The sequence below is a fragment of the Halovivax sp. genome (assembly GCA_007119345.1).
GTDB lineage: Archaea > Halobacteriota > Halobacteria > Halobacteriales > Natrialbaceae > Halovivax.
This window is the reverse complement of the sequence record SKPV01000002.1, coordinates 1-21,437: the sequence shown is the minus strand read 5'-3', so window position 1 is coordinate 21,437 and position 21,437 is coordinate 1. Positions and strand designations below refer to the sequence as shown.

The 21,437-nt window shown below is 67.8% G+C and carries 19 protein-coding genes; 11 read left to right on the top strand and 8 right to left on the bottom strand.

Features of this window, described 5'->3' with window-relative positions; translation table 11 throughout:
• Positions 1 to 195: 195 nt before the first annotated feature.
• The 4 genes from QZT59_RS00310 to QZT59_RS00295 all read right to left on the bottom strand — a co-directional run bounded on the left by QZT59_RS00310 (position 196) and on the right by QZT59_RS00295 (position 4,976).
• Positions 196 to 1,317, bottom strand: a complete 1,122-nt coding sequence (locus QZT59_RS00310; RefSeq protein WP_290809896.1) for an aminotransferase class I/II-fold pyridoxal phosphate-dependent enzyme — start codon at positions 1,315 to 1,317, stop codon at positions 196 to 198.
• 104 nt (positions 1,318 to 1,421) lie between these two features.
• A complete protein-coding gene (locus QZT59_RS00305) occupies positions 1,422 to 2,201 on the bottom strand; it encodes a PHP domain-containing protein (protein ID WP_290809894.1) in 780 nt (259 codons plus the stop codon).
• 157 nt (positions 2,202 to 2,358) lie between these two features.
• The gene (locus tag QZT59_RS00300; protein WP_290809892.1) at positions 2,359 to 3,222 is read right to left on the bottom strand and encodes a 2-oxoacid:ferredoxin oxidoreductase subunit beta; all 864 of its coding nucleotides are present in this window, start codon (positions 3,220 to 3,222) and stop codon (positions 2,359 to 2,361) included.
• Complete coding sequence (locus tag QZT59_RS00295) at positions 3,222 to 4,976, bottom strand: 2-oxoacid:acceptor oxidoreductase subunit alpha (protein ID WP_290809890.1); 1,755 nt, start codon at positions 4,974 to 4,976, stop codon at positions 3,222 to 3,224. The genes QZT59_RS00300 and QZT59_RS00295 overlap by 1 nt, the downstream gene beginning before the upstream one ends.
• 262 nt (positions 4,977 to 5,238) lie before the next feature.
• On the opposite strand from QZT59_RS00295, the gene QZT59_RS00290 reads away from it, so the two are divergent.
• A complete protein-coding gene (locus QZT59_RS00290; RefSeq protein ID WP_290809888.1) occupies positions 5,239 to 5,883 on the top strand; it encodes an FAD-dependent oxidoreductase in 645 nt (214 codons plus the stop codon).
• A 146-nt stretch (positions 5,884 to 6,029) separates the two neighbouring features.
• Here QZT59_RS00290 and mce read toward each other — a convergent pair whose 3' ends face one another.
• Positions 6,030 to 6,413, bottom strand: a complete 384-nt coding sequence (mce, locus tag QZT59_RS00285) for a methylmalonyl-CoA epimerase (RefSeq protein ID WP_290809886.1) — start codon at positions 6,411 to 6,413, stop codon at positions 6,030 to 6,032.
• A gap of 267 nt (positions 6,414 to 6,680) precedes the next feature.
• Between mce and QZT59_RS19165 the strand changes: the two genes are divergently transcribed.
• The 4 genes from QZT59_RS19165 to QZT59_RS00270 all read left to right on the top strand — a co-directional run bounded on the left by QZT59_RS19165 (position 6,681) and on the right by QZT59_RS00270 (position 9,921).
• On the top strand, positions 6,681 to 7,079 hold the full coding sequence (locus QZT59_RS19165) for a YbjQ family protein (RefSeq protein ID WP_394348623.1): 399 nt from the start codon (positions 6,681 to 6,683) through the stop codon (positions 7,077 to 7,079).
• Positions 6,971 to 8,902: an ABC transporter ATP-binding protein gene (locus QZT59_RS00280; RefSeq protein WP_290809884.1), complete on the top strand. Its 1,932-nt coding sequence runs from the start codon at positions 6,971 to 6,973 to the stop codon at positions 8,900 to 8,902. Before QZT59_RS19165 ends, QZT59_RS00280 begins: the two co-directional genes overlap by 109 nt.
• Positions 8,903 to 8,985: 83 nt before the next feature.
• Positions 8,986 to 9,372, top strand: a complete 387-nt coding sequence (locus QZT59_RS00275; protein WP_290809882.1) for a hypothetical protein — start codon at positions 8,986 to 8,988, stop codon at positions 9,370 to 9,372.
• 216 nt (positions 9,373 to 9,588) lie between these two features.
• Entirely contained in the window at positions 9,589 to 9,921 is a 333-nt protein-coding gene (locus tag QZT59_RS00270) for a nucleoside triphosphate pyrophosphohydrolase family protein (protein ID WP_290809880.1), read from the top strand.
• 84 nt (positions 9,922 to 10,005) lie between these two features.
• Here QZT59_RS00270 and QZT59_RS00265 read toward each other — a convergent pair whose 3' ends face one another.
• From QZT59_RS00265 to QZT59_RS00255, 3 genes are all read right to left on the bottom strand, one after another.
• Entirely contained in the window at positions 10,006 to 10,836 is an 831-nt protein-coding gene (locus QZT59_RS00265) for an aldo/keto reductase (protein ID WP_290809878.1), read from the bottom strand.
• A 179-nt stretch (positions 10,837 to 11,015) separates the two neighbouring features.
• The gene (locus tag QZT59_RS00260; protein ID WP_290809876.1) at positions 11,016 to 12,698 is read right to left on the bottom strand and encodes a methylmalonyl-CoA mutase; all 1,683 of its coding nucleotides are present in this window, start codon (positions 12,696 to 12,698) and stop codon (positions 11,016 to 11,018) included.
• Between the two features lie 245 nt (positions 12,699 to 12,943).
• Positions 12,944 to 13,528 (bottom strand): GNAT family N-acetyltransferase, encoded by a 585-nt coding sequence (locus QZT59_RS00255; protein ID WP_290809874.1) that lies wholly within the window; start codon positions 13,526 to 13,528, stop codon positions 12,944 to 12,946.
• Between the two features lie 275 nt (positions 13,529 to 13,803).
• Between QZT59_RS00255 and QZT59_RS00250 the strand changes: the two genes are divergently transcribed.
• The 6 genes from QZT59_RS00250 to QZT59_RS00225 form a co-directional block, all read left to right on the top strand.
• The gene (locus QZT59_RS00250) at positions 13,804 to 15,852 is read left to right on the top strand and encodes an AMP-binding protein (RefSeq protein WP_290809872.1); all 2,049 of its coding nucleotides are present in this window, start codon (positions 13,804 to 13,806) and stop codon (positions 15,850 to 15,852) included.
• A gap of 78 nt (positions 15,853 to 15,930) precedes the next feature.
• Positions 15,931 to 16,542 carry a thioredoxin family protein gene (locus QZT59_RS00245; protein WP_290809870.1) on the top strand — a complete coding sequence of 204 codons (612 nt, stop codon included), beginning with the start codon at positions 15,931 to 15,933 and terminating at the stop codon, positions 16,540 to 16,542.
• 93 nt (positions 16,543 to 16,635) lie between these two features.
• Positions 16,636 to 18,300, top strand: coding sequence for an aldehyde ferredoxin oxidoreductase C-terminal domain-containing protein (locus QZT59_RS00240; RefSeq protein WP_290809868.1), 1,665 nt, complete (start codon positions 16,636 to 16,638; stop codon positions 18,298 to 18,300).
• A gap of 462 nt (positions 18,301 to 18,762) precedes the next feature.
• Complete coding sequence (locus QZT59_RS00235; protein WP_290809866.1) at positions 18,763 to 19,788, top strand: tripartite tricarboxylate transporter substrate-binding protein; 1,026 nt, start codon at positions 18,763 to 18,765, stop codon at positions 19,786 to 19,788.
• Positions 19,789 to 19,997: 209 nt separating this feature from the next.
• A complete protein-coding gene (locus tag QZT59_RS00230; RefSeq protein WP_290809864.1) occupies positions 19,998 to 20,945 on the top strand; it encodes a hypothetical protein in 948 nt (315 codons plus the stop codon).
• A partial coding sequence (locus QZT59_RS00225; RefSeq protein ID WP_290809862.1) for a tripartite tricarboxylate transporter permease occupies positions 20,942 to 21,437 on the top strand: 496 nt, incomplete at its 3' end. The genes QZT59_RS00230 and QZT59_RS00225, both read left to right, overlap by 4 nt.

Below are 21,437 nucleotides of genomic sequence, written 5' to 3'. Positions count from 1 at the left end.
GGCGACCGCGGCGAAGCGACTGCGACAGGTTCGGCACCTGCTCGACGAGGCGGGATCGCCCGATCACGAGGCGGCCGCGGACCGCCTGGAGGCGGCCGGGGAGCTGTGTGAGGATCTCCTCGCCGAGTTATCCGAGCGACGGTAGCCGGCCGACAGCGTTCCGACGGATTTCCTGACGGCCCGCATTACGACGGATTACCGGACCGCTCGCGTCGCGTCGGCCATGATCTCCAGGGCTTCTTTCAGCTCGTCCATCCCCGTCGCGTAGGAGATGCGGGCGTAGCCCTCCCCGTGTTCGCCGAACGCATCGCCGGGGACGACGATCACGCCGCGGTCGATGACCTCGTCGCACCAGCCCTCGGGAACCTCGGGCATCGCGTAGAACGCGCCCTGGGGAGTGGGCACGTCGAGGCCCGCGTCCTCCAGACCGTCGAGGACGACGTCCCGGCGGCGCTCGAACGCCTCGACCATCTCGTCGACGGCATCCTGGGGACCCGAGAGGGCCGCCTCGGCGGCGTACTGGGCGGGCGCGGACGCGCAGGCCTGGACGTACTGATGGACCCGGAGCATCCGCTCGATGCGGCGGTTCGAGCCGGTCACCCAGCCCAGCCGCCAGCCGGTCATGGAATACGTCTTCGAGCAGGCGCTCACGACCACCACGTTGTCCGTGCTCGCGAACTCGAGCGGCGAGCGGTGTTCGCCCTCGAAGACGATCCGCTCGTAGACCTCGTCGGAGACGCAGAGGACGTCGTGTTCGTCGGCGATGCGCGCGAACTCGCGCATATCGTCCTCGGACTGGACCGCCCCGGTCGGGTTCGCGGGGCTGTTGACGACGAACGCCGCAGTGTCGTCGGTGATCGCCTCTTCGACCGTCGCCGGGTCGAGCGTGAGGTCCTCGCGCAGCGGGACCGGCTTCGGCGTCCCGCCGGCGATCCGCGTCAGCGCGTCGTAGGAGACGAACCCCGGATCCGGGAAGAGCACCTCCTCGCCGACGTCGACGTGGGCCTCCAGCACGAGGTGCAGCGCCTCGCTGCCGCCAGCGGTCGCGATGACGTCGCCCGGGTCGATCCCGATCCCGTACTCGCGGTCGTAGGTGTCGACGATCGCCTCCCGCAGCTCGCGGGTCCCCTTGTTCGAGGTGTACGGGTCCGTCTCGTGGGACTCGATCGCCTCGACCGCCGCCCGAGAGGCGTGTTCGGGCGTCGGGAAGTCCGGCTGGCCCAGCCCGAGGTTGATCGCGTCCTCGCCGGCCGCCTCGAAGACCTCGCGAATGCCGCTGATCGACACCTGTTCGACCCGGGAGGAAAAGCCCGTCATGTCCGAACGCGCGACCCGGAACCCGATAACTCTTGATGTTAGCGTCGAGGGGGTTCGAACCCGGTCGACGACCGGTCAGCCGGGGCGGCCGCGCCGTGGCTGACTCACCGAAACGGCGCCGCCGGCTCCAGGCCGAGGTCCGCGAAGTGGTCTGCGAGGACCGGCGCCCGGTCGAGAAGTTCGTCGGGTCGGTGGGCGTCGGTTCCCGGGACGAATCGAACGTCGCGATCCCGACACGCGGCGAGGAAGTCGGGCGCGGGGTGGAATCGGCCGTACTCGTCGAGGGCTCGCCCGGCGTTGATCTCCGGGCGCGTCGACGAACCGTCGAGGGCGTCGGCGACGAGTTCGTAGTGCTCGCTCGTCGTGTGGTTGCGCAGTTCCGGCGTCCGCTCGATCGCGTCCACGTGGCCGACCACGTCGAACAGCTCTGACTCGACGAGGGCGACGACCGCCTCGTAGTACCGGTCGACCAGGCGGTCGAGTTCGGGCTCCGCGAGGGCGGCCAGTTCGCTCCGATCGAATATCTCGACGTCGTCGACCGCGTGGACGCTCCCGATGGCGTAGTCGAACGACGCCCCGTCGAGAAAGTCCGCGATCGCGTCCTCGTCGCGGGCGTCGTAGTCGAGTTCCACCGCGTCGTAGACGGTGAGGTCCGTCCCGGTCCGAAGCGAGTCCACCGCCTCGCGGCGACGCTCGTAGGTCAGGTCGAGATTGAACCCGAGTTCCCGCTTGCGTTCGGTCGGCACCCCGCGCGCGGCCACGTTACAGTGGTCGGTCACGCCCACCGCCTCGAGGCCGGCCTCGGCCGCCGCGGCGAGCATCGACGGCAGCGGGCGGCCGTCCGAGTAGTTCGAGTGGATATGGTAGTCGGCGCGGAGGCTCACTGCTCGGGGTTCGCGATCGAGGCCCGTAAACGACTCGCCGGCTCTCGCGCCGTGCGGGACGGATGGGGCCGACGGACGGTCCGGCGACTACGCGGAGAGCGATCGACGCGGAAGAGGCGAACGCACAGCGGTGGTCGACGAAACGGGAAGCACTCGGTCAGTAGAACTCGCGTACGAGGTCCATCGCGTCCTCGGGAGCGCCGTCGGGGATCTCGGACATGTCCTCGGTGACGCCGTGTTGTTCGTGGTAGGGCACCGAGTTCTCGTCCTGGTAGAGGACGCCCTGGTACTCTTTGTCCGCGTCGAGGATGATCTCTTTGGCCTTCTCGTAGTCGGTCGGGTCGTGACCCTCCTCGTCCAGGTCGACCAGCGTGTCCCTGAAGTAGTCGTAGGTGTCGACGTCGTTGAACGTCACGCAGGGGCTGAAGACGTTGACGAAGCCGAACCCGTCGTGCTCGATGGCCTCCTGGACGATCTCCGTGTGGCGCATCGCGTCGGAGCTGAACGACTGAGCGATGAAGGTCGCCCCGGAGGCGAGCGCGAGCGCGAGCGGGTTGACCGGCGGCTGTTTGGGGCCCTCGGGCGTCGTCGACGTCTCGAAGTCCGATCGCGAGGTCGGGGACGCCTGGCCCTTCGTCAGGCCGTAGATCCGGTTGTCCATGACGACGTAGCTCATGTCGACGTTGCGCCGGACGGCGTGGACGAAGTGGCCGGCGCCGATCGAGTAGCCGTCGCCGTCGCCGCCGGCGACCATCACTTCGATGTCGGGACGGGCCATCTTGACCCCCGAGCCGACCGGCAGGGCGCGTCCGTGGACCCCGTGCAGCGCGTAGCTGTGCATGTAGGTCCCGATCTTGCCCGAGCAGCCGATCCCCGCCACGACGAAGGTGTTGTCGGGATCGTTGCCGGTGTTGGCGAGGGCTTTCATCATGCCGTTCATCGTCCCGAAGTCGCCGCAGCCGGGACACCACGTCGGTTGCTTGTCGGACTTGAAGTCGGTGAATCGTACGTCTGAGCTCATTATGCGGGCACCTCCGCCGCGAGTTTCTCTTCGATCTCGTCCGCGAGTTCGTCCGCCTTGAAGCGGACGCCGGTGTACTTGTTGACGCGCTTGACCCGGGTGAGCGCGTCGCGTTCGATCAGGTCGGCGAACTGGCCGGTGGCGTTACACTCGACGACGATCACGTCCTCGGCCGCCTCGATCTCCTCGGTGAGGTCGGGCCGCGGGAAGATGTACGGCACCGAGAGCACGCGGACGGTCACGTCGCGTTCCTCGAGCAGGTCGAGCGCCTCGACGAGCGCGCCCTCGTTGGATCCCCACGAGAGCACGAGTCGATCGGCGTCGGGATCGCCGAACTCGCGGTAGTCCCACTCCTCGCGTTCACTCGCGGTCTCGACCTTGCGGTTGCGCTTGTCGACCTGCTCGACGCGCTCGTCCTCGTCTTCCGTCCGGCGACCGAGCTCGTCGTGCTCGAGGCCGGTGGACATGTGCGCGCCGTCGATCGTCCCCGGAATCGCCCGAGGACTGATCCCGTCGTCGGTGACCGCGTGGGCGCGGAATCGGCCCTTCTCGTCGAGCCACTCGTCGACCCCGTCCTGGTCGACCAGCTTGCCTCGGTCGATCTCCACCTCGTCCATGTCGAAGGTTTCCGGCGGGAACGTCTGCTCGGTGACCGCGAGCGCGAGGTCGGCGACGACGTAGACCGGAGTCTGGTACTTCTCGGCGTAGTTGAACGCCTCGACGGTCTTCCAGAAGCACTCGGCGATCGTCGTCGGCGCGACGACGAAGCGGGGGATCTCGCCGTGGCCGCCGTACAAGAGCATGTTGAGGTCGCCCTGTTCTTGCTTCGTGGGCATCCCGGTCGATGGACCGGACCGCATGACGTCGACGATGACCAGCGGCGTCTCGCTCGTGGCGACGAGGCCGAACGTCTCGGTCATCAGATCGATGCCGGGCCCCGAGGTGGCGGTCATCGATCGCGCGCCGGCGCGGGCGGCGCCCAGGGCCATGTTGATGGCCGAGAGTTCGTCCTCGGCCTGGACGACGTGGCCGCCGTACTGCTCGATACGGCCGGTGAGGTACTCCATGACGTTCGTCGCGGGCGTGATCGGGTAGCCGGCGTAGAAGCGACAACCGGCCGCGATCGCGCCCATCCCGATCGCCTCGTCGCCGTTCAGGAGGACGTAATCCTCGTCGGTGGTTTCGAGTTCGTAGCCCAGGTGGTCCAGGTCGTAGTTCTCCCGGACGTACTCCTGACCGAGGCGGGCGGCTTCCTTGTTGTTCTCGACGATCTTCGATCCCTTCCCGCCGAATCGCTTCTCGAGGGATTCGTCGAGGTACTCGACGTCGAAGCCCGTGATCTCGCAGGCGGCCCCGAGCGCGACGACGTTGCGCATGATGGCGCCGCCGGCCTCTTCCGCCAGCGACTTCAGCGGAACGTCGACGGCCGTGATCTCGCCGGGAATCTCCGCCTCCCACGACCGCTCGCCGTCGTAGATGACCGCGCTCCCCTCGTGCATCTCGTCGACGTTCTCGTCGATCGTCCGCTGGGTGAGCGCGACGAGGATGTCGAGGCGATCCACGACGCTCTGGACCTCGTCGACGGAGGTCCGGATCTTGTAGGCGGTGTAGCCGCCCCGGATCCGCGACGCGAAGTCCTTCGACGTAAAGACGTGCCGTCCGGCCCTGGAGAGCGCCTGGGCGAAGATCTTGCCGGTGGAGTCGATCCCGTCACCGGCCTCCCCGCCGATGGCCCAGTTTAAGTCCTCAGCCATGTTCTAGCGACCCTTACCCGGGGGAGAGGAAAAGACTTCTGAAACCCCAAGTCCGCGACGTCACGAGGAAATCGGCAGGCGGTGCCGGATTTTCCGAACCGGGTTTCCCCGCGTCCGTCGCCGGCGCGGACCGGCGCCCGGCGATCCCCCGACGCACGACGTTTTTGCGCCCGGATTCCCCCGACGCACGAGGGATTCCATTTTACGCCGACTCCCGGCCCCACAAGGGAATTCATTTTACGTCACCGCCCGAAGCGCCGGCATGGAGCGAACCGCCGTCACCGTCGAGGCCGTCCGGGAGGTCGGCCGCGACACCGTCGCACTGGAGCTGAAGACGCCGGAGGCGTTCGACGCCCTCCCCGGGCAGTTCGTCCTCGTCCGGGCCACCCCGGACGGCGCCGACGAGGAGGTCGCCCGCCACTACACGCTGTCCTCGCCCGACGTCGAGGACACGTTCGAGATCACCGTCGCCGTCGACCCGGACGGCGACCTGACGCCGTGGCTCGCCGCACGCCAACCGGGCGACGAGATCGACGTGGAGGGCCCGTTCGGCGAGATCACCTACCACCGCGACCGGGACGTGGTCGCGGTCGCCGGCGGGCCCGGGGTCGGGCCGGCGGTCGGCATCGGCGAAGCCGCCCGCGACGCCGGCTACGAGGTCGCGATCGTCTACCAGGACGACGAGCCGGCTCACGAGGACCGCCTGGAGGCGCTGGCGGCCGACGGCGCCGACCTGACGATCGTCGACGACGGCGACGACGAGGCCCTGGCCGCCGCCGTCGGCGAGCACGTCGACGACGGGCAGCTCTACGCCTTCGGCTTCAAGGACTTCGTGTTCGCCGTCAGGGACGCGATCGAGGAGGCCGGCGGCGATCCGGACGAGGCGCTGATCGAGAACTTCGGCTGACCCGCGCCAGCGGGTTTCGGTCGCCGGGCGGGTCGGTATCCGCCGCTCGGCGACGCTCGTCGGAAGGCGGCGCACCCGCCTCGTCGGCCCGCATTCCCGTTAGCCTGCTCTTCTCGTGTCTCCGCTCTTCTCGTCGAATCCACCCGTCAGTGCTCGACGAACTCGACGAGGACGCCGCCCGTGTCCTTCGGGTGCAGGAAGGCCACCTCGTGACCCCAGGCGCCGGGCCGGGGTTCCTCGTCGACGAGACCGATCCCGAGTTCGCGCGCGCGGTCGAGCGCGGCCGCGGCGTCGTCCGTCTCGAACGCGAGGTGGTGGATCCCCGGACCGTGCTCGTCGAGGTACCGCGCGATCGTCCCGTCCGCCTCCGGTTCCAGGAGCTCCAGGTAGCCGTTCCCGCAGTCGAGGAAGACGACCCGCATGCCGTCGAAGACCTCCTCGTGGGCGAGGGAGACGCCGCAGAGGTCGACGAACAGCTCCGCGAGCGCCGCCGCGTCGTCGGTCGCGATGCCGGCGTGATCGAACTGCATGCGCCACGATGCGTGCGCTCGCGGCCTATCAGTTGCGGTCCCCGACAGACGGGCCCGTCGACTCCCGGGCCTGGCGGACCGGCGCCGCGGGCGGAGATGCCAACTCATCATCGACCCGACCGGTTCGTCCCGCCTCGTCGTCCCGACCCGTATGCAGCTCTCGACCACCGAGTCGATCGAGGGGGAGCGCATCGAGTACGTCGACGCTGTCCGCGGGAACGCCGTCGCAACCGCGGACGCCCGCCTCGAAGCGGCGGTTCTCGGACCGTGACCCAGAGCCTGGACGTCGCCACCACGCCGTCCGACGCTCGCGAGGAGGCGTGCTGGCGTCTCGAAGAACGGGTCGAGGAGGCGGGTGGCGACGCGGTGATCGACGTCACGTTCGAGTCGGCGTCGATTCCGGGCGGCGGAATCGAGTTGCTCGTGTACGGGACGGCGGTGCGGGTCGAACGGACGTTCTGCGCGTCGCACTCCGTTCAATTCGCCGAGAGGAAGTCATCGTTACCGGTTCGCCGTCCCTTTTCCGTCGCGGTCGAGAACGCCGAGCCCACCGCGTCATGGCAGACTCCGACCCCCACGGAAGCTTCGAAGACATCCGGGAGGAAGTCGACGGGAACCCGATGGCGAAGCTGGTTGGCTACGCCGTCCCCTACTGGCTGCCGCTGAGCCTCGGATTCGTCTCGACGATGATCAACCGCGCCGCGCGGCTGTTTCCGGCGCTGATGCTCGCGGCCGCGATCGACCTGGTGATCACCCAGTCCGGCGGCGCCGATCAGTTGCTCGCGGCGACCGGCCTCATCCCCAGCGAACCGGTGCCCGAACAGCAGGTCGGCGAGCGGCTGAGCCTCCTCTACTACCTGGGTGCGCTCACGATCGGCGCGTACGTCGTGGGAGCGATCACCCACTTCGGATCGCGGTACTTCTTCCAGACGACCGCCCAGCGCATCCAGCACGACCTCCGCCTGGACACCTACGACCACATGCAACGCCTCTCGCTGTCGTTCTTCAACGACCACCAGACGGGCGGCATGATGGCGATCCTGAACAGCGACGTCAACCGACTGGAGGAGTTCTTCAACAACGAGCTGCGCCAGATCACGGAAGCGGTGATGATCTTCGCGCTGGTCGGCGGCTACATGCTGTACACGGCGCCCCGGCTCGGCCTGCTGGTGTTGCTCCCGGTGCCGATCATCGCGTTCGCCACGGCGAAGTTCATCGTCTGGATCGAGCCGAAGTACAAGCGCATCCGGGAACTGGTCGCCAGGCTCAACACGCGCCTGGCGAACAACCTGGGCGGGGCGGCCATCGTGAAGTCGTTCGATCGGTACGACGTCGAGAACCGGCGGGTCGGGATCCAGAGCGAGGGCTATCGGGACGAGAAGATCGACGCGATCACGGTCCGGAAGGCCTTTTTCGCCTCCCTCCGGCTCATCGTCGGCGGGATGTTCGTCGCCATCCTCGTCGTCGGCGGGCGCTCGGCGATCACGGCCGGCGGACTCACCGCGGGGACGTTCGTCGTCTTCTTCATGTACCTCCGGGAGCTCGACGGGCCGATGACCCGGATCGGGAAGACCGCGAACAACTACCAGAAGGCCAAATCGAGCGCCGAGCGCGTCTTCGGCGTACTCGCGACCGACGCCGAGGTCAGGTCGGCGCCGGACGCCGAGGATCCGGACGAGCTCGAGGGCGAGGTGACGTTCGACGACGTCGAGTTCCGCTACAGCGCGGACGGCGAGCGAATTCTCGAGGGCGTCGATATCGAGGTCGACGCGGGCGAGACGGTCGGTTTCGCCGGGACCAGCGGCTCCGGGAAGTCGACGCTGTTGAAGCTCCCGATGCGGTTCCACGACGTCGATTCGGGCGCGGTCCGCGTGGACGGAACCGACGTCAGGGAGTACGACCTGCAGTCGCTCCGGGACCGCATCGGCGTCGTCGAACAGGATCCGTACATGTTCTCCGGGACGATCCGTGAGAATATCGCCTACGGCGACGAGGAACTCTTCCGGACGGTTCTCGCGGCCGGGGAGGAGATTCCCGCGGAGGCCGACGAGCGCATCCGCGAGGCGGCCCTCGCCGCGGGCGCCCACCGGTTCATCGCGGAGCTGCCGGAGGGGTACGACACGATGGTCGGCGAGCGCGGCGTCAAACTCTCCGGCGGGCAGCGCCAGCGGGTCTCCATCGCCCGGACGATCCTCAACGACCCGGACGCGATCGTCCTCGACGAGGCGACCAGCGACGTCGACACCGAGACCGAACAGCTCATCCAGCGCAACCTGGACGAGCTCACCGAGGACCGGACCGCGTTCGTCATCGCCCACCGGCTGTCGACGATCCGGGACGCCGACCGGATCGTGGTCATGGACGACGGCGAGGTGATCGAGACGGGGCCACACGAGGAGCTGGTCGAGGGTGCGGGGACGTACGCCGACCTCTGGGCGTCTCAGACGAGCGATAGTGGCAAGCTACGAGCCGTCGAAGCCGACGACTGACCTCGTTCTGACGCCGTTCGGTCGTCGCGGGTGACTCGCCGACCCCGCACAGGCTTATCCGCCTCAGCGTCGAAGCGGTCACGATGGGTAACCCGCTGCTCGAACACATCGGCGCCGGCATGATGGTGTTCGCTCGCTACATCGTCGTCGTCGCCGAACGGCTGGCGTTCCGCAACCCCGAAGACGCGACCCTTCGACGGACGACGATCCCCGCGGCCCGCCTCGAGGGGCTGCTCGCCGTCGCGTTCGCTCGGCGCGGCAATATCCCGCCCCACCTCGGCGTCCCGATCGGTATCGCCGGCGTAGCGATGATTGTGGCACCGCGAACGGCGCTCCGAATCGGACTCCGTCTCGCGTACCGAGATCCTGATCGGATCGAGGTCGAATCGTGGGTCGGGCCCGCGACGCGGATCGCGGGGGTCACGCACCTGTTGCTCGCACTGCGGGTGCTTCGCGGTCGCCGAGAGTGACGAGGACGTACTCGCCGGTGCGGTGTCGACGGCGAGCGGTGACGGTGCGGTGTCGACGGCGATCGTCGCCGGTGCGGTGTCGACGGCGAGCGGTGACGGTGCGGTGTCGACGGTGATCGTCGCCGGTGCGGTGTCGATACGCGTCGTCGGGTCGGCGGCGACCGACGCCGCGAGCATCGACAACGATATGATCGCGGTATCGGGAGTGGTCGATAGATGGATCTGAGCGAGTACCAGACCGAGACGAGTCGTACCGCGATCTTTCCCGACGAGCTCCCCGAGTCCGTCGACGCCGGCGTCGTCTACTGCGCGCTGGGGTTGGCGGGAGAGGCGGGCGAGGTCGCGGAGAAGATCAAGAAGGCGGTGCGGGAGGACGATCCCGACTACCTCGAGGACCTCGAGGACGAGTTAGGTGACGTGGCGTGGTACTGGGCCCAGCTCGCCACGCAGCTGGGCCTGGACGCGAGCGACGTCGCCGAGCGGAACCTGGCGAAGCTCGCCGACCGCCAGGAGCGGGGCGCACTAACCGGCGAGGGCGACGATCGCTGAACGAGTTCGATCGACCGACCGCGTACCGACCGGTGTCCGACGTCCCGGCGAGCGGCGCGGAAACCGATACCGGCGCGCGACCCGCTACATCCCCATCCGGTCCGCCAATCCGTTCGAGAGCGGCTCGCCGACGTCGAACACCGATCGCATCTCGTCCGGCGAGAGTTCGAAGTCGAAGACGTCGGCGTTCGCCTCGACGTGCTCGCGACTCGAAGCCTTCGGAATGGTCGCCACGTACGGCTGCTGGAGCTGCCAGCGGAGGGCGACCTGGGCCGCCGTCTTCTCGTGCGCTTCACCGATATCCGCGAGGCGTTGGTCGTCGACCACGTCGCCCCTCGCGAGCGGGCTGTAGGCCGTGAGGCAGATCCCCTCGTCGATGCAGAACGCGAGCACGTCGTCCTGGCGGTGGTACGGGTGGTACTTCACCTGGTTCGTCACGATCGGCGTCGCCGAGGCATCGATCGCGTCCTCCAGCTGGGAGACCGAGAAGTTACTGACCCCGACGTGCTCGACCAATCCCTCCTCCTGGAGCCCGTTCATGGCCCCCAGCGTTTCCTCGAGCGGGACGTAATCCCGCGGTGCGTGGACGAGGAGGAGGTCGACCGTGTCGAGTCGGAGACGGTCGAGACTGTCGCGGGTCGACTCGCGGACGTCCTCGGCGGCCATGTTGTCCGTGTTCACCTTCGTGACGACGAATATCTCCTCGCGCGGAACGTCGCTCGCCTCGATCGCCTCGCCGACGGCCGCCTCGTTGTCGTACATCTGGGCCGTGTCGACGTGCCGGTAGCCGACCGTCAGGGCGGTCTCGACCGCGCGACGGCACTCCTCACCGTCCATCCGGGCCGTTCCCAGGCCGAGCGCGGGGATCTCCGCGCCGGAAGCGTCGATCGTCGGGCCAGAAGCGTCTGGGACCATGGAGCGGTCGTCCACGCCGGGGAACATTAACGTCGGCACGACACCGTTGGGCTCGGACCCGGGGAGTGGCCGCTCATCGCGGACCCGGGGAGTGGCCGCTCGTTGCGGTCCCGTGAAGCTGCCGCTCGTCGATCGGTCCCCGGCGTCCGCCGATCGATGACCGGCCGATCCGCCGGCGGTCAGACCGCGCCTCCGGGGTGGTACTCGCCGAACTCCTCGCGCATCACGTCGCAGATCTCGCCCACGGTCGCGTAGGCTTTCACCGCGTCGACGATGTGGGGCATCAGGTTGGCGTCGCCGCGAGCGGCGTCGCGAAGCGACTCGAGAGCGGCCTCGGCCGCCTCCTCGTCGCGCTCGGCCCGGGTCGCTTCGAGGCCGTCGATCTGGCGGCGCTGGTCGTCCTCGGTGACCTCCTGGACGTCCATCGCCGCCTCCTCGTCGACCTGGAACTCGTTGACGCCCACGATGATTCGCTCCCGCTCCTCGATCTCGCGCTGGCGGTCGAACGCGGTGTCCTGGATCTGGCGCTGGACCCACTGGGACTCGACGGCCTCGAGCATCCCGCCGCGCTCGTCCACTTCGTCCAGAATTTCGTACGCCTCGGCTTCGACTTCGTCGGTCAGGCTCTCGACGTAGTAGCTCCCGGCCAGGGGGTCGATCGTGTCCGCGGCGCCCGATTCGTGGGCGAGGATCTGCTGGGTCCGGAGGGCCGTGCGGACCGACTCTTCGGTCGGTAGGGCGAGCGCCTCGTCCTTGCCGTTGGTGTGGAGGCTCTGTGTGCCGCCCAGGACGGCGGCGAGCGCCTGGTAGGCCACCCGCACCACGTTGTTCTCGATCTGCTGGGCGGTGAGCATCGAGCCAGCCGTCTGGGTGTGGAACTTGAGCTGCTTCGACTTGGGATTCTTCGCGTCGAAGCGCTCGTCCATGACGTCGTGCCACATCCGGCGGGCCGCCCGAAACTTCGCGACCTCCTCGAAGATGTTGTTGTGGCCGTTGAAGAAAAAGGAGAGCTGGGGAGCGAAGTCGTCGACGTCGAGCCCGGCGTCGACGGCCGCCTCCACGTACTCGATCCCGTTGCCGAGGGTGAACGCCAGCTCCTGGGCGGCGGTCGAGCCCGCCTCGCGGATGTGGTAGCCGGAGATGGAGATGGTGTTGAACTTCGGCGTCTCCTCGGCGCAGAACTCGAAGATGTCCGTGATGATCCGCATCGAGGGGTCGGGCGGGTAGATGTAGGTGTTCCGCGCGACGTACTCCTTGAGGAGGTCGTTCTGGATCGTCCCCCGCAGCTCGCTCCGGTCGACGCCCTGCTCGTCGCCGACGGCGATGTACATCGCGAGCAGGACCGACGCGGGCGCGTTGATCGTCATCGACGTGGAGACCTCATCGAGCGGGATGCCGTCGAAGACGGTGAGCATGTCCTCGAGCGAGTCGATGGCGACGCCCGCCTTCCCGACCTCGCCCGCCGCCATCTCGGCGTCGGAGTCGTAACCCATCTGCGTCGGCAGGTCGAACGCCATCGAGAGCCCGGTCTGGCCCTGGTCAAGCAGGTAGTGGTAGCGCTCGTTCGTGTCCTCGGGCGTCGAGAACCCGGCGTACTGGCGCATCGTCCAGAGTCTCCCGCGGTAGCCCGTCGAGTAGACCCCACGGGTGTACGGCGGCTCGCCCGGGAAGCCCAGATCCTCCTCGTAGTCGAGATCGGCCACGTCGGTCGGCGTGTAGAGGCGATCGACCTCCTGGCCGTTCGTGTCCGTCGTGAACGTCTCTTTGCGCTCCCCGAACCGCTCGAGGACCGGTTCGGCGGTCTCCTCGCTCCAGTTCGCCCGCCCCTCCCGGATGGACTCGAGCTCGTCGGGATCGAACATTACTCGAACGGACGGGGCCCCACGGCTTCAAAGTTGAGAAACGGAGAGGCGACGGCGAACGGTTGGCGGCAAGCGCTGCGGGATCGCTGTCGGCCCCAGCGACGACGGCCCGTTCCGCGTCGCTCGGTGGTTCGCGAGGGCGAACCGCACGGCGGCGGGAGACTGCGCGCCACGGCGCGCGGCGGCGTGGAACGAGACGAGGGGTCCGGCGACGTTCGACGCGTTTACGAGCCGGAGATCGGACGTTACCGCCCGGTATCGTACTTGTACGTCGCCGTCTCGGGGTCGATCCCGAACTCCTCGGGCGACGTCTCCTCGTCATCGTCGGGCTCCCGACGGCTGGCCACCTTGAACGCCTCGCGGAGTCGGTCGGGCACGACGAATCGTTCGACGGCCACGCGCATCGGGGCGGCGTCCGGATCGGTGGTGGCGCGCTTTTCCTCCAGCCGTTCGGCGAGCGGGGCGGGCAGGTCCGCGGCGTCGATCCGGCGGAAGCCGAACTGGGCCAGGTAAGCGCCCTCGCTCGTCAGGGCGTAGACGTGCTCGAAGTCCTGGTCGCCGGCGTACTCGATCAGTCGTTCGATCACGTGAGCGCCCACGCCCTGCTCGCGCCAGTCCTCGAGCACGCCGATGCTCGTGAGTTCGCAGACGTCGGGGTCGTCCTCGCGCCGGTGGACGCGAATGCGGCCGAACCCGGCCTTCGCGTTCGAGACCTCGTCGATGGCGACCACGTAATCGCGCGAACGGAACGCCGTGTCGTCGAGCCCCATCTCCTCGATCCGATCGAGCAGCCAGACCTCTTCCCGGTTTTTCGCGTCCCGTACGTACATACGACCGAATAGGTTCCCTGGCCGCAAAAGCATTTGTGGGCGTCCTCGGACGCGTCGCCCGGTCGACCCGACGCGGCTCGAACGGATGGCCGGTCGACCCGACGCGGCTCGGACGGATGGCCGGTCGACCCGGCACGGCTCGAACGAATGGCCGATCGACCCGACTACGACGCGATCGATGCCGATCGATCCGACTCCAGTACGATCGACGCCGGTCCGACGCGCGACGTTAACATGGGTTTTCTTCATACATGGATGCAAACGTTGACGTAACCATGGAACGCGACCCGGCCGACGAGGTGGTCCACGAACCGGCCCCGGAATTCGCCGAGGCGACCAACGTCCGGCGGTTCATGCGGGAGTACGGGATCGACGACTACGAGGCGCTGATCGAGCGCACGACGACCGAACTCGAGGGGGTCGACGCGTCGGGCGTCGACTGGTTCTGGGACGAGGTCGTCGACTACCTGGGAATCGAGTTCGACGAGCCCTACGAGACGGTCCGAGACGACGGCGAGGGGCCGCAGTTCACCGACTGGTACCCCGGCGGGAAACTGAACATCGCGCACAACGTCCTGGACCGCCACGCCGCAACGGACGCCGAGCGCCGGAACACGGTCGCCACGATCTGGGAGGGCGAGGACGGCGAGGTCCGCGAGGTCACCTACCACGAGCTCCGTCGCCAGTCGGACAAGGTGGCCAACGCCCTCGAGGAGCGCGGCGTCGCCACCGGCGACACCGTGGGACTGTACATGCCGATGGTCCCCGAGGTCGTTTCGATCCTCTACGGCTGTTTCAAGGTCGGTGCGATCGCGGTGCCCATCTTCTCGGGATTCGGCGTCGACGCCGTCGCGACGCGCATCGAGGACGCCGAGTGTTCGGTGCTGTTCACGGGCGACGGGTTCCTCCGGCGGGGCGACCCGATCTACCTGAAGGACTCGGCCGACGAGGCGATCGAGCAGGCCGGCCACGTCGAGCACACGATCGTCTATGACCGACTGGGCAGCGAGACCGAGACGATGCGTGCGGCCCGCACCGGCGTGGGCGACACGACCGTGGATACCGACCACGAGATCCCGTGGAACGACGATCGCGACGAGTGGTGGGGCGACGCCGTCGAGTCCCGGGACGACGCCTACGAGACGAAATCCCTCCCCTCGGATCAGGAGTCGATGCTCCTCTATTCGTCCGGTACGACCGGAAAGCCCAAGGGGATCGTCCACACCCACGCCGGCGTCCAACTGCAGTGCGCCAAGGAACTGCACTTCGGGTTCGATCTCAAGCCCGCCGACCGGTTCTTCTGGGTCTCGGACATCGGCTGGATGATGGGACCGTGGACGCTGATCGGCGTCCACACCTTCGGCGGCACCGTCTTCATGTACGAGGGCGCGCCCGACCACCCCGAGCCGGACCGCTTCTGGGAGATGATCGACCGCCACTCGCTGACCCAGTTCGGCATCTCGCCGACGGCGATCCGCGCCCTGCGCAAGCACGGCGATGAGTGGCTCGAGGACCACGACCTCTCCTCGCTGCGGATCCTCGGCTCGACGGGCGAGCCCTGGGACCCCGAGTCCTGGCTCTGGTTCTACGAGCACGTCGGGAACGAGGAATGCCCGATCGTCAACATCTCCGGGGGCACGGAAATCTGCGGATGTTTCCTGATGCCGATGCCCGACCAGCCGCTCAAGCCCTGCACGCTGGGCGGTCCCGGCCTCGGGATGGACATCGACGTCGTCGACCGCGAGGGCAACTCCGTGACGGAGGATCACGAGCGCGGCTTCCTCGTCGCGCGCGACTCCTGTCCGTCGATGACCAAGTCCCTCTGGTCCGGCGACGAGCGGTACCTCGAGGAGTACTGGTCCACGTTCGAGGACATGTGGGATCACGGCGACTGGGCCCAGAAGGACGAGGACGGCTTCTGGTTCCTCCACGGCCGCGCCGACGACGCGCTGAACGTCGCCGGCCGGAAGGTCGGCCCCGCCGAGGTCGAGGGCGCGCTCATCGACCACGAGGCGGTCAACCAGGCCGCGGCCGTCGGCGCCCCCGACGACACCACCGGCACCGCCGTCGTCTCCTACGTCATCCTCGAGGAGGGCGTAGAGGAGTCCGAGGAGCTCCGCGAGGCGCTCCGCGAGCGGGTCGGCGAGGAACTCGGCAAACCGTTCCGTCCGCGCGAAGTCCTGTTCGTCGACGAGTTCCCGAAGACCCAGTCCGGCAAGATCATTCGACGAGCGATCGAGGCGACGTTCACCGGCGAGGACCTCGGCGACCTCTCGAGCATCGAGAACCCGGAGGCCCTGGACGCCATCGAGGCGGCCCGGTGAGCTGACGGGACGGGTTCGGGACGCGGCCCGGCCGCCGGACCACCGATCCTTTTTATCCCTCGGTGCCACCCGTCGCGTATGGAACGGCGCCTCCGGGACCGCAACCGGTCGTTCGCACCGCGCAGGACGGTGCTTGCCGGGGTCGCCGGCGGAGTCCTCGCGGCGGTCCCGATCGCCGGTTGTCTGACGTTCGTCGACGACGAGGACGACGACCCCGCGGCGGACGAACCCGACGACGGGTCGGCGGAACCGCCCTTCGAGGTGCGGACGATCGAGGCGCCCGGCAGCGAGGCGGGGGCCGTCACGATTCCGGAGCCCGAGACGGTCACGGTGCTCAACTTCACGCGAACCGCGTGTCCGACGAGCGAGGGGTACCTCGAGACGATCGCCGACGCGAAGCGACAGGTCGACGACGAGCGCGTCCGCTTCCGTTCGATCGTCGAGTACGGCCGAGATCCGACGGAGACGGACGAGGCGTTCGCCGAGTGGTGGGCCGAACACGACGGCGACTGGACGCTCGCGATCGACGACGACCGGGCGGTGTTCGGTTACTACGGAGTGGACAGCACGCCCGAGACGGCGGTGCTCGACGACGAAGGGGACCCGCGTCTGAGCGGCTTAGCCGCCTCGACGGGCGACATCGTGCGGTCGGTTCGGGAGGCGCTGGCGGCGATCGAAGAAGACGGCTGATCGCTCCCGGTGATCGAGGAAGACGGCTGATCGTCCCGGTAATCGAGGTCGGGCTGGCACACACCTATAGTGCAGGACTACCACGTATCGGACATGCTCCACGCCGAAGGTCCGCTGCTGTCGATCGACGTCGGCGATCGGACGGCCGAACGAGTCGAGATCGACGAACTCCTGGCCCGCACCGTCGGCGGTCGCGCGCTGGCGACCGCCCTGGCCCACGAGCGGATCCCGTTCGACGCCGATCCGTTCGGCCCCGAAAACCGCGCGTACCTCTCGACCGGGCCGCTCCAGCAGTCTCAGATGTCGTTCACCGGGCGGATGAACATGACCGGACTCTCGCCGCTGACCGGGGGACTCGCCTCGACGAACGCGGGCGGGTACCTCTCGCGGAACTTCGCGGGCGCGGGGATCAGCGTCTGCGAGTTCGTCGGCGAGAGCGAGGAACTCCTCGCGATCCACGTCACGGACGACGGCGTCGAGTTCGAGGACGTGCCGGAGCTCGCGGGCGCGACGGTTCCCGAAGCGTCCGACCACGTCGAGGAGACCCGCGGCCTCGGCCCCGAACACTGCATCGCCATCGGTCCCGCGGGCGAGAACCTGGTCCGGTTCGCGAGCGTGATGACGTTCGATTCGCGGGCGTTCGGTCGGGGCGGCCTCGGGGCCGTCCTGGGCTCGAAGAACGTGAAGGTCGTCACCTTCGAGGGTGACGCCCACCCCGAGATCGAGATCCCCGACGTGCAGGCGGAGATCCACCGGGAGGCCGCGGAGTCGGACGACCGCATGAAGCGCCAGGGCACCACCGGCGGCACCGAGTTCATCAACGACAACTTCTCGCTCCCGACGCGGTACTTCGAGGACTACGAGTTCGAGGACGCGGCCGCGATCGGCGGCGACGCGGTCGAGGAAAAGAAGTACAAGAAGGGCGCCTGCTCGGCCTGCGCGTACGCCTGCAAGCTCCCGACGCGGGACGAGGAGACCGGACTCGAAACGGAGGGTCCGGAGTTCGAAACCGTCTACTCGTTCGGCTCGCTGCAGGGCGTCGGGGACGTCGTGGACGTGATGAAGGGCAACGAGCTCTGTGACACCCTCGGGATGGACACGATCTCGGCCGGCGTGACCGTCGCGGCCTACCTCGCGAGCGAGGACGAGTTCGGGAACGCCGAGCTGGCCCACGAGATCACCGAAAAGATCGCTCGCCGCGAGGGGATCGGCGACGACCTCGCGGAAGGGGTCGCCCGCGTCCACGACCGGCTCGGCGTGGAGGATTACACGGTCAAAGGGATGGAGTTCGCCGCCCACGACGGCCGCGTCCTCCACGGCCAGGGCCTCTCCTACGCGGTCGCCAACCGGGGCGCAGACCACATGTACGCCGGGATGCTCAGCCTCGAGTACAGCGGCGAGCTCGACCCCGAGGGGACCCTCGGCAAGGCCGAGACGCTCGTCGAAGAGGAGAACTACGCGGCCTTCCGGGACTCGGGCGTCGTCTGCGCGTTCGGCGGCGACTACGTCACCGACGAGCGCCTCGAAACGCTGTTCGACGCCGACTACGAGGAGCTGATGGCCGTCGGCGCGCGGACCGTCGAGCTGGAACGCCACTTCAACAACCGGCGCGGCCTCGACGCGACGGACGACGAGCTCCCTTATGAGCTGCCGGACATCGATGCCGCGATCGCCGAGTACTACGAGGCCCGCGGCTGGAACGACGACGGCACGGTCCCCGACGGCGCCGCCGAGTCTGCGGCGCCGAGCGCCGATTGACCGGCCCCGCGAGTTCGTCTCGCATCCGAAAATCGACCGGCCCCGCGAGTTCGTCTCGCATCCGAAAATCGACCGGCCCCGCGAGTTCGTCTCGCACCCGGAAATCGACCGGTTCCGACAGCTCGTCGATCCCCCGACAGATCGGCCGATACGTCGGATAGCCGGCTTCTCGCGGTGAGCCGAACGCCGCGATCGCTGGCCGGATTCCGTCCCGATTCTATCCTTTCATCGCTCGGGCACGTATCGGACGAACCGCACGACGTCGAGGTTATCGATTCCCAACGGTGAGTAACAGGATATTGGTGATCCGGGGGCCGGCCCCGCCCCCGCCCGGCCCACGCAAGCCGCGGAATAAAACATCGTTACCCCAATTTCAGAAAATAATACATATTTCAAAAGTACATTGCAGTATCCAAACTCTCTCCACGTCTTATGGTGGATTGAATCGTGTCTGAGGTCGTCATGCACAGGAGAGGATACCTGAAGCGTGGTGGGATCGTCGCCACCGGCGCGGTGGCGGGACTGAGCGGTATCGGGACGGTATCGGCGCGGAACTTCCCGGACGAATCGCTGACCTGGATGATTCCGTGGTCGGAGGGCGGCGGGACGGATCAGTACGCGCGCCAGCTCGCGCCGCAGATGGAAGAGCCCCTGGGCGAGTCCATCGAGATCGACAACCGTGAAGGCGCCGGTAGCCTGCTCGGAACGGAGTGGCTCTTCGACCAGGACAACGACGGGCACACGTTCGGGACGGTCAACCCGCCCGGGTGGGTCTTCACCTGGCGCGTCGAGGAGGTCGAGGCGTGGCACGTCGAGGAATTCGAGCCGATCAGCTACGCCGGCATCTTCGGCTACACGATCATCGTCAACGACACCCACGACATCGACAGCTACGACGAGCTGCAGGACGCTTACCAGGACGGCGAGCTCTCGAACTTCGCCTACCAGGGCGTCGGGACTGACAGCCACCTCGCGTCGCTGTTGCTCAGAGACGAGTACGGGCTCGAGTGGGATACCGCCGTCCCGTACGACGGGGGCGGTCCGGTCAACGAGGCGGTGATCAGCGACGAAGTGCCCGCCGGCATCGCCACGAACACCTCGGCGATCGCCGCCGAGGAGTCGGGCGAGGTCAGCGCCGTGGTGAACCTCATGGACATCGACCTCACCGACACGTTCGAGGACATCGACGAGATCACGGACTACGGCGACAGCCTGGCCTGGCTCACGGAGTTCACCCAGGTGCAGATCGCACCGCCGGACACTCCCGAAGACGTCAGGGAGGTGCTCTCGGAGGCGGTCCGGGAGGCCACGGAGGCCGAGGACACCCAGGAGTGGGAAGAGGACACCGGCAACATCATCGAGTACGGGGACATGGACGAGGCCGCGGACCGTTACGTCGGCCAGGTCGAGGTGATGGAAGAAGAGATCCAGGAGGTGCTCGACGGCGGGTTCGACGAGTTCCAGGAGTTGATCGAAGAAGAGGGCTGAGTCGCCGGCAACCGGCCAGCGGGACTGACCCCGAAAAGGGACGCGGTCGGTCCAATCGACGGTCAGCGTCCGATCGCATCCGCGGAGGGTGATCGAACCCTCGCGCACGACCGCCTGCCCGACCCTCCGGCCGAACGTCCGGAATCGAGCCTCTCAGCGGGTCGGCTGACCGACCGGCGGACCAGAACGACCGACGAACACCGAGCACGATGGAACGCGTGATCGAGCCGATACGAACGGCCGGAGACAGCCTCTACGGCGTTATCGCGGCCATCCTCCGAGAGCGGCCGACGATGGAGCACGTGCTGCTGGTGCTGTTCATCGTCACCGGCGTCTACATGTACCGCGGCGCCGAGGAGTTCTCGCCGGAAGCGGCCACGTTTCCGCAGCTGACCGCCGGCGCGACCGCGATTCTCGCCGCGCTGTTGCTCGTCCGCAACTACCTGCACTACGTGACCGTTCCCGCCCTCGTCGCGCTGGGAGCGTACGTCCTCTACACGGGCGGGACGGCAATGCTCGACGACGTTGCGGGCGTGGCTCGACTGCTCGTGGGGATCGCGCTGATCGTCGTGGCGGTAACCCAACGCGCGGAAGTCACGGAGTTCGTCGAATCCTTCGTCGCCGAACCGATGCAAGTGCTCGGCGACAAGGACGTGGCGGACGCGACGGTCGAAGCGGAAGCAGAAGGCGACGAAGATCCAGGGATGGTCGGTGACGAAGAGCCCGGCCCGGACGGCGCCGAAGAACCCGAACTGGACGACGCTGAAGATCCCGGAGCGGACGGCGACGAACAAGCGGGGACCGACTCGGGTGCCATGTACGTGTACGAGATCGACGATCCGCGCGGACCGGCGGTCACCGGCGCGCTGTGCGTGCTGTACATGGTCCTGACGTTCACGATCGGCATGCTGATCGCGACGCCGGTCTTCGTGCTGGGATACGCGCTCTGGGCGCGCATGTGGTGGCCCCGGGCGATCTCGATCACCGTGGTCAGCTTCCTCGTCGCCTACCTGTTCTACTGGCTGATCACCGACGACATCGCCATCGGCTGGTACACCGACCTCGAGCCCTGGGCGCCGCCCGCCCCGACCGAGCTCCTCGAGATTTCGATCCGGCTGGTCGCCCTGGTCACCGATGCGGGGGTCCCGATCGGATGAGCTTCGAGACGTTCGTCGGAGCGATCGGGGAGTTACTCACCCTGAATACGCTCTGGTGGGTGTTCGCCGGCGTCCTGATCGGCATCATCGTCGGCGCCCTTCCGGGACTCGGCCCGCCCCTCGGGATGGCGATCATTCTGCCGCTCACCCTGCCGCTGGCGCCGGCCGACGCGATCATCCTGTTGATCGGCGTCTACAGCGGTTCGATGTACGGCGGCTCGATCGCCGCGATCCTCATCAACACGCCGGGGGTCTCGTCGTCGGCGGCGACCATGTTCGACGGCTACCCGATGTCGAGACAGGGGCGGGCGGCGACGGCGCTCTCTATCTCGGCGACCGCCTCCGCGATTGCGGGCGTGTTCACGATCGGCTTCCTGATCCTGTTCTCGCCGGTGCTCATCGAGATCGTCCTCGCCGTCGGCACCCCCGAACGGTTCCTCGTCGCGATCCTCGGGCTGGCGATGATCACCGTGGTGGCTCGCGGCTCCTTCG

Excerpts from the sequence above, each read along its gene's own strand:
- QZT59_RS00310 (WP_290809896.1), bottom strand. The coding sequence starts at position 1,317 with ATGACGGGCTTTTCCTCCCGGGTCGAACAGGTGTCGATCAGCGGCATT.
- QZT59_RS00300 (WP_290809892.1), bottom strand. The coding sequence starts at position 3,222 with ATGAGCTCAGACGTACGATTCACCGACTTCAAGTCCGACAAGCAACCG.
- QZT59_RS00295 (WP_290809890.1), bottom strand. The coding sequence starts at position 4,976 with ATGGCTGAGGACTTAAACTGGGCCATCGGCGGGGAGGCCGGTGACGGG.
- QZT59_RS00290 (WP_290809888.1), top strand. The coding sequence starts at position 5,239 with ATGGAGCGAACCGCCGTCACCGTCGAGGCCGTCCGGGAGGTCGGCCGC.
- mce (WP_290809886.1), bottom strand. The coding sequence starts at position 6,413 with ATGCAGTTCGATCACGCCGGCATCGCGACCGACGACGCGGCGGCGCTC.
- QZT59_RS00280 (WP_290809884.1), top strand. The coding sequence starts at position 6,971 with ATGGCAGACTCCGACCCCCACGGAAGCTTCGAAGACATCCGGGAGGAA.
- QZT59_RS00275 (WP_290809882.1), top strand. The coding sequence starts at position 8,986 with ATGGGTAACCCGCTGCTCGAACACATCGGCGCCGGCATGATGGTGTTC.
- QZT59_RS00270 (WP_290809880.1), top strand. The coding sequence starts at position 9,589 with ATGGATCTGAGCGAGTACCAGACCGAGACGAGTCGTACCGCGATCTTT.
- QZT59_RS00265 (WP_290809878.1), bottom strand. The coding sequence starts at position 10,836 with ATGGTCCCAGACGCTTCTGGCCCGACGATCGACGCTTCCGGCGCGGAG.
- QZT59_RS00260 (WP_290809876.1), bottom strand. The coding sequence starts at position 12,698 with ATGTTCGATCCCGACGAGCTCGAGTCCATCCGGGAGGGGCGGGCGAAC.
- QZT59_RS00255 (WP_290809874.1), bottom strand. The coding sequence starts at position 13,528 with ATGTACGTACGGGACGCGAAAAACCGGGAAGAGGTCTGGCTGCTCGAT.
- QZT59_RS00250 (WP_290809872.1), top strand. The coding sequence starts at position 13,804 with ATGGAACGCGACCCGGCCGACGAGGTGGTCCACGAACCGGCCCCGGAA.
- QZT59_RS00245 (WP_290809870.1), top strand. The coding sequence starts at position 15,931 with ATGGAACGGCGCCTCCGGGACCGCAACCGGTCGTTCGCACCGCGCAGG.
- QZT59_RS00240 (WP_290809868.1), top strand. The coding sequence starts at position 16,636 with ATGCTCCACGCCGAAGGTCCGCTGCTGTCGATCGACGTCGGCGATCGG.
- QZT59_RS00235 (WP_290809866.1), top strand. The coding sequence starts at position 18,763 with ATGCACAGGAGAGGATACCTGAAGCGTGGTGGGATCGTCGCCACCGGC.
- QZT59_RS00230 (WP_290809864.1), top strand. The coding sequence starts at position 19,998 with ATGGAACGCGTGATCGAGCCGATACGAACGGCCGGAGACAGCCTCTAC.